Raw genomic sequence first — 6,614 nt, 5'->3', positions numbered from 1 at the left:
ATAAAACATGACGAACGTATCAAAATTATTTCTAACAGGAGGAACTAAAAATGGATCAAATCACACAATCATTATCAAATTTAGACGGGGCAGCAATTGCTGTCCTTTTAATTTGCTCGGTAATTATCGCAACGTTAACAGAATTGATTAAAGCTTTTGATGTGAATTCTCGTTTAAGTTCTAATCTTATACGTGTGATTACTTTATTAATTGGTCAAACAATGGCAATAATCTTTGCATGGATTTTAGGGCAAGATTGGACGTTATACACCTTTATTGGGTTAGCAGCAGCGATCATGTCAACTGGTATTTACGAATGGTCTAACAAGTTTGTCAATAGTTTATTTAAGGGGATCTCAAATGAATAGAGAACAATTTATAGAGAAAATCGCAGGACTGGTTGAAAAATATTCCAGTCCTGTTTTTAATTCGGTTCGAATAGCGCAAGCTTGCTTGGAGTCTAACTTTGGCCAATCTGATTTAGCTAAAAATGGCAAAAATTTATTTGGAATTAAGGCAAGTTATCCTTGGGCGGGAGAATTATACACAAAGATTACCAAAGAAGAAGTTACTGGAAAACTAATTAAAGTTCCGGGGGATTTTAGAAAGTATGCTTCTTGGGAGTTGTCAGTAAAGGATCATGCAAGTTTCTTTACATCTACAGACTATCGCAAAAATGTCGCATACAAAGATGCTTTAAGTGCCAAGACACCTGAACAGCAGGCAAGAGCTTTAACGGGTACGTATGCGACAGATTCTAGGTATGGAGCAAAACTAATTAATTTAATCAATGAATATGATTTGAAGCAGTATGATAAGGAGGACAAAAAGATGCTAACTTTTCAGCAATGTGCAGATATTTTAGGACTAAAAATCAAGAAACAACTAGCCCCAGTTAAACCTAGAGTAAACTGTTTTGGACGAATGAATGATAATAAATATGGTATAACAACTCACAACACTGGCAATGTTGACCCTCGGGCTACTGCTCAAATGCACGCTAACTTACAATCAAGAGTATACGGTGCTTCGTGGCATTGGCAAGTGGACGACAAAGAAGCTATCCAATCATTTGAAGACGATGTTTCATGTTGGCATGCTTCAGACGGAAAAGGCCCTGGAAATATGAGAACTATTGCCTTTGAAGGGTGTATCAACCGTGGAGGAAATTATAAAAAAGCGATGGACAACATGGCTAAGCTATCAGCTATCTACTGCTATTTAAAGAATTGGGATCCCTTATTGATGATTAAACAACATTATGATTATGCCCCTAATAAAAAGAACTGCCCAGCACAAATTAGAGCAGGTAAAGAAGGTATTAATTGGTCTGTTTACTTATCGATGATTGTTAACCACATTAATACCTTACGTGGCACATCTAAATACAACCCTAAAGGATTAGATACCTTTGAAGTCAAAGGCTATACAAGCCCTAAATTGCCATTTAAAGAGTTAAAAGTAGGTGACATGGTAACCATTGAAAATGGCGGCAAATGGTACGATCCACAAAAAGAGGTGGAAATGAAACCATCTATTAATGTCACTGGGAAGCGAGCTAAGATTAAGCAAGTTAAGGACATTAAAGACGTTTCTCATTCAAAAGTAGCTTATCTACTTGAGAATTTTAATTCTTGGATTCTTGAAGAGCATATTAAAGAAGCTAAATCTGATTGGGTCAAAGTGGAAGATACTGAAGTCAATAAAGATGACCGTATCGAACCTGAAATCGATAAGAACGTAGATAAAGAATTTTATGAAGTAAAAGACGGTCAATTCTATCTAGACGGTGTATTGTATGAAATCAAAAAAGCTTAAAGGGTTGATAGGTTTCATCATAACGGTTATAGGACTTTATGTAGCTTTCAAGACTCTAATAAATTAAATTCAAAAGATTCTCAAAAGAAAAACTCCCCACTTCCTAATTGGAGGTGGGGTTATTTTTATTATTCTGGGAAAGGTGGATTCCCGTTCTTCACGTTATCAAGTGAAGTTGAAAGGGAAGAAATGATATTATCTAAAACTTTATCTAAATTTATCTCTTTTTCTTCTTCTAATCGATTAAAAGTGAATGGATTCACTTTAACATCGTTTTTATCTAGCTCCATCAACAGACTTTTTATAATTATTTCTTTCTTAACATTTCTATAATTGTGCTGATTGAGTAAACTTCTAAGTCCATTCAATTTATCTTTTGATAATTCGATCGATAATAAATCGTCTGCTACTTCTCCAACTGTTTTACCGACCATGTTCGCTATTGCTAATAACTGCTTCCCTGTATATTGAGCAAAAGTTTTTTTGTTAACATCGTTCCAGGTCGATTCACGAATATTGCTAACTTGCGCCAATTGGTACCTTGTGATGTTGTGCTCTGAAAGATAAGTGTCTAATAACTCCATTTTATTCCTCCGACATGCTGAATTTGTTATTAATAAACAGTTTAGCAAGACCGCTAACCTGTTTCAACCTCAACAATTCGTCTGCATCCATTCCAATATTTTTCATAATCCACTGGTCGGACATGCCACTTTCTACTAATTCTGAAACGATATTTGTCATCAATTCAATAGAGTGACTTCCTCTTGCGCGATTATGTCGGATAGTCGATGCCATTCTGTCAGAAATTGGTTTGTCAATGACAGAGATTGGTAAATGCCCATCTTCGCGATCATAAATATCTTTGTGATTAAGCATAGTGGTATAACGATGATAACCGTCAACGATCTCATATTTATCAATATCTTCAAGATAATAACAAACAATCGGCATCGTGTAGCCATCTTCTTTGATAGATTGATACAATAATTTCATTTCTGGAGGTGCAACGTTATTGGGATTGTAGGAGTTGGCTTGAATCTTCTCAATCGGTACACGTTTAATGTTATAAACGGGACTACAATATTTTTGCATATTTCTTCACGGCCTCTTTTCTTTTTTGCATTTCTTTTTTAGTTTGGCTAAATCCCATATATTTACATAAGTGGTCGTTTTTCATAATGCAGATACACATGCGCTTATAGGTTGGTATTTCTTTAAAATCTGAACTGTCAATATCATCCAAATATTCTAACTTAACCGCTTTTTTATCGGTTTTATATCCGTGCGTGCCAATCTCGTATTTGATACCGAGGTCATCTAACTCCTTGATGGTTTCGTCGGACAATACACCACCTTTTTCTCTCCAAAATTTTATTGAGGTTTCTAGTTTAGATAAGTAGTTTTCTTTTGTCTCTAAAGGGAGTGTGTCTAAAAGAAACTCCATGTATTGCTTCCACGTAAAATGAGCTGGCTTTTTTATGTTTTTCCACCCCATAGCAGTTGTACCACCGTAAAGACCCGTAAAATTAACACCGTTCACTCTGCTAATTAATTTGCCCCATGTATGCGGCTCGATAACCTTATACAGTTTTAAGGATTCTTGAGCAGCCGATAAGAAAGGGCTAGCGACACGCATAGAGTCAATGGGAACACCTGCATAATAATACAAGTCGTATAATTCGTTATAATCAAACTCGAATTTTGCATTAGCTGTCCATATATCCTCAGTCGTCCAATCGTAAATAGGATAAAAATTAAAAATATTATCGGCTATCTTCTTACTGTATTTTTTATTTTTATAATAAGTGATACGTTCTTTATGAATGGCACGCCAACGATGCAAGCTTTCTTGTGTTCGAATACCGACTAAGACAGCTGTCTTTTCTGCATCTTCTTTGTCGTGTATCCATTGTGATATGCGTTCTTGAAAATCATAGTCCCACATATTTTCATTATAAAAAGGAAAATCATCTTTTGTTAAGGCGTAATCTGGTATATCTCGCACCCATATTTCCTTTTTAGTTGCTTCCCACGGTCTCCAAAATGATTGAAACATGCTTGTTGAAGTGGTGACTTTAAAAGGCACACAAACGTGATAAATGTTGAGATAATCTTTGTATTTTTTATACATTTGTTCGACATAGTTTGTTGTCGCATCATACTGTGCCTCATAATCGAGGTGGAGGACACCAATCTTTCTATTTAACTTATTTTCTTGTAAATATTTAATGCAAAGGTTTAGCAGTACCCCACTATCCTTGCCACCAGAAAACGAAACATAGACATTATCAAAATGTGTCATGATATATTCAATGCGTTTCATGCTCGCCTCATATACATTCAAAACGGTCATCTCCTAACTTTTCGATGATTAAGTCGTGCAAAGTCTTTTTCTTAGTAATATTTTCTTTGATCATGGTATAAATCCCATAATTAGACTCGAAGTAGGTATATTCAATATCTTTAGTTTGTCCCAGCCTTTTTATACGGTATAAGGCCTGCTCGACCTTACTGTAATCAAAAGATATAGAGCTAAACATCACCCGATTACAAAATTGTAGATTGTGGCCAAAGGCACCAATTCCGGACATAATAAAAAGAGGCTGATTGTCCTTTTTAAATTCGTTGAGAATTGTGTCTCTATTCTTGATACCACCATGTATCACATAACCACCTACTAAATTATGTAATGTTTCTATTTCGTGCCTAAAATTACAAAACACAACACACTGTCCTTTAATATGTTTTGCGATTTCGTTGAGACGGTGATCGTCATTAAAAATGATAACCTCCATATTCCTTAATGCCTTAACGATAAAATCTTCCCCCAGCGCTAAATTCTCAAGCAAAGTGTTTTTAGCGAGTTGATACTGTCTATCGACAGCACCTTGAATTTGGATAGAATGATTCGTTTCTTTTAATTTAAAATCTAGATCCACATAAAAAGTATAAGGTTCAATTAGTCGTTTTAAATAATCGACATTAACCTTGCTAAATTTATAAAATTCTTTCGGCTTTTCGTTTTTGCGTTTGTATTTAACGTGAGTAAAGAACGTTTTTAAGAAATCTTTACGGGTCATTTTTAGGATTCGAGGACTTAAAAATTCCATTTGATTATACAAGTCCCACTCATCTTTACTAATCGGTGTGCCGTTTAAAATCAATCGATACTCTGACAAGTCTCTGATTTTTATCATTCGTTGAAATGTTTTAGACTGCTCATTTTTAATAAACATAGACTCGTCTGCAATAACCATGCACCTTTTATCCTGCATTTTTTCTAATAATTTCATATACCGATTATCACTCATTGAGACTCCTTGATAAGACTCAATTAAATAATCTTTTGATAAGCCCCATTTATCTATCTCCTCTAAAAGATTTGTTTTTAGAGCGTGGGGGACAATAAAAACGATTAAATCAGCGTCGGTGGAATTTGCCAGTTCAATTGCAACTCGTGTTTTCCCCGTTCCTTGCTTCATAAACAAAGCGCCTACCTTTAAACGGTTAAATTTAAGGTAGGCCTCGTGTTGTACTATTGTTTGATTAATGATTCATCTACCTCCACACGTGCATTAATTTTAACTGGTTCAGAAACCTCCAAATAATAATCTGAGGAATTATTGTTGACCTGCGATGAAGCAAATGCTTTTTCCATATCTTCAACGGTGGCCGTTAGTTCTTTTAATATCTGTCGACGTTTGCCATATTTAAATAACTTAAATTCCCATGTTTCGGTGTAACTTAAAGACTTCCAATATCCTTTACCACCATGATCACGAATCAATTTTTCAGGATGCCAAAAGCTAAACCCTTTAAATTCAGAAGATTTGGGCATCGCGATTAAAACCGCTTTGCCCGTATCTACTTTAATATTTTGTGCGTTGATGGTGAATGATTTCCACATTTTATAATAACTCCTCGCGTTTAATGAGAGACCCCATTTCCAACGCTTTTGCGATTGCTTTTTCAATTTCGTTATCATCGTTTTTTCTACTGTCGACACGATATTCATTTGTGTAAACTCCGTAAAAATCTTCGTATGCGTATATGTCATAAAGATTGCCTGTGTCGTTCATTTTTAATGGGGATCCAAACTCGTCTATAATTGTGTAGCTTATATCATGCTTCGCTGTTTTTAGTTCTTCCAATAGTTCTGCTGCCTTTTTATTCATTTCAAATTGTGTCATTTCAATTACCTCTTTCTTTTTTTGTATTTCTTAACTGTCTTTATTATACTCCGATTAATCGTAGTAGTCAATACTTTTTACAAGAAAAGTTGTAATTATTTTAAAAAATTATGAGATAAAAAGGGGCAAAAAAGGGGCAAAAAGTATATAGTAGTGTATATTTTTGTATGTTCTAAATAAACATAAACGCTTTAATAGAGCCTTTCGTAAAGTGTCATATGTTATAAAATTATTTGATAGACTGCTATCGACTGGAAGTGATGGATAATAAAAACTTAGCAGTATAAGCTTGTCTATGCCCGTTGCTTATGGTAAGATTTATACATGCGATGAGTCGAATACAATCTGGTAGATTGGAAGCAAGCTGTCTAGAGCTAAGAGCTCAAGCCAGGAAGGCGACAGAGCAAGTTGGAGCTGTGAACTGCAACTTGCAGTATCTTAGGATATTTTGCGATTCGTGAGTACTAGTTACTCACCGACACTCTTATGGAGTGTCCCTTATAAAAGAGCCTTTAACTTTCTGAAATTCAGTCAGTTAGAGGCTTTTTTGTATGAATTTAAAAAACAAGAGTTTTAGAGCTTAAATTTTTAATATTTATAACT

At 34.9% G+C, this 6,614-nt stretch carries 8 protein-coding genes; 2 read left to right on the top strand and 6 right to left on the bottom strand.

The window, feature by feature from the left end; all coding sequences use genetic code 11:
* Positions 1–50: 50 nt before the first annotated feature.
* Both ACQV2T_RS04750 and ACQV2T_RS04745 read left to right on the top strand, forming a co-directional pair.
* The gene (locus ACQV2T_RS04750; protein ID WP_428893300.1) at positions 51–368 is read left to right on the top strand and encodes a hypothetical protein; all 318 of its coding nucleotides are present in this window, start codon (positions 51–53) and stop codon (positions 366–368) included.
* Positions 361–1,818, top strand: coding sequence for a glucosaminidase domain-containing protein (locus ACQV2T_RS04745; protein WP_428893299.1), 1,458 nt, complete (start codon positions 361–363; stop codon positions 1,816–1,818). Before ACQV2T_RS04750 ends, ACQV2T_RS04745 begins: the two co-directional genes overlap by 8 nt.
* A 128-nt stretch (positions 1,819–1,946) precedes the next feature.
* Here ACQV2T_RS04745 and ACQV2T_RS04740 read toward each other — a convergent pair whose 3' ends face one another.
* From ACQV2T_RS04740 to ACQV2T_RS04715, 6 genes are read right to left on the bottom strand one after another with little or no spacing between them, the layout of a single operon-like run.
* Positions 1,947–2,402 (bottom strand): helix-turn-helix domain-containing protein, encoded by a 456-nt coding sequence (locus ACQV2T_RS04740; RefSeq protein ID WP_428892499.1) that lies wholly within the window; start codon positions 2,400–2,402, stop codon positions 1,947–1,949.
* 1 nt (position 2,403) lies between these two features.
* Positions 2,404–2,913 (bottom strand): IbrB-like domain-containing protein, encoded by a 510-nt coding sequence (locus ACQV2T_RS04735; RefSeq protein WP_428872914.1) that lies wholly within the window; start codon positions 2,911–2,913, stop codon positions 2,404–2,406.
* On the bottom strand, positions 2,897–4,165 hold the full coding sequence (locus ACQV2T_RS04730; RefSeq protein WP_428893298.1) for a DUF3440 domain-containing protein: 1,269 nt from the start codon (positions 4,163–4,165) through the stop codon (positions 2,897–2,899). The genes ACQV2T_RS04735 and ACQV2T_RS04730 overlap by 17 nt, the downstream gene beginning before the upstream one ends.
* Positions 4,152–5,303 (bottom strand): SNF2-related protein, encoded by a 1,152-nt coding sequence (locus ACQV2T_RS04725; protein WP_428893297.1) that lies wholly within the window; start codon positions 5,301–5,303, stop codon positions 4,152–4,154. The genes ACQV2T_RS04730 and ACQV2T_RS04725 overlap by 14 nt, the downstream gene beginning before the upstream one ends.
* Before the next feature lie 53 nt (positions 5,304–5,356).
* Positions 5,357–5,728: a hypothetical protein gene (locus ACQV2T_RS04720; RefSeq protein ID WP_428872918.1), complete on the bottom strand. Its 372-nt coding sequence runs from the start codon at positions 5,726–5,728 to the stop codon at positions 5,357–5,359.
* A gap of 1 nt (position 5,729) precedes the next feature.
* Positions 5,730–6,011 carry a hypothetical protein gene (locus tag ACQV2T_RS04715; RefSeq protein ID WP_428893296.1) on the bottom strand — a complete coding sequence of 94 codons (282 nt, stop codon included), beginning with the start codon at positions 6,009–6,011 and terminating at the stop codon, positions 5,730–5,732.
* Between the last annotated feature and the right edge of the window lie 603 nt (positions 6,012–6,614).

The organism is Facklamia sp. P13069 (assembly GCF_050409405.1).
GTDB lineage: Bacteria > Bacillota > Bacilli > Lactobacillales > Aerococcaceae > Facklamia.
The sequence above is the reverse complement of the archived record's forward strand: the minus strand, read 5'-3'. Positions and strand labels throughout refer to the sequence as shown.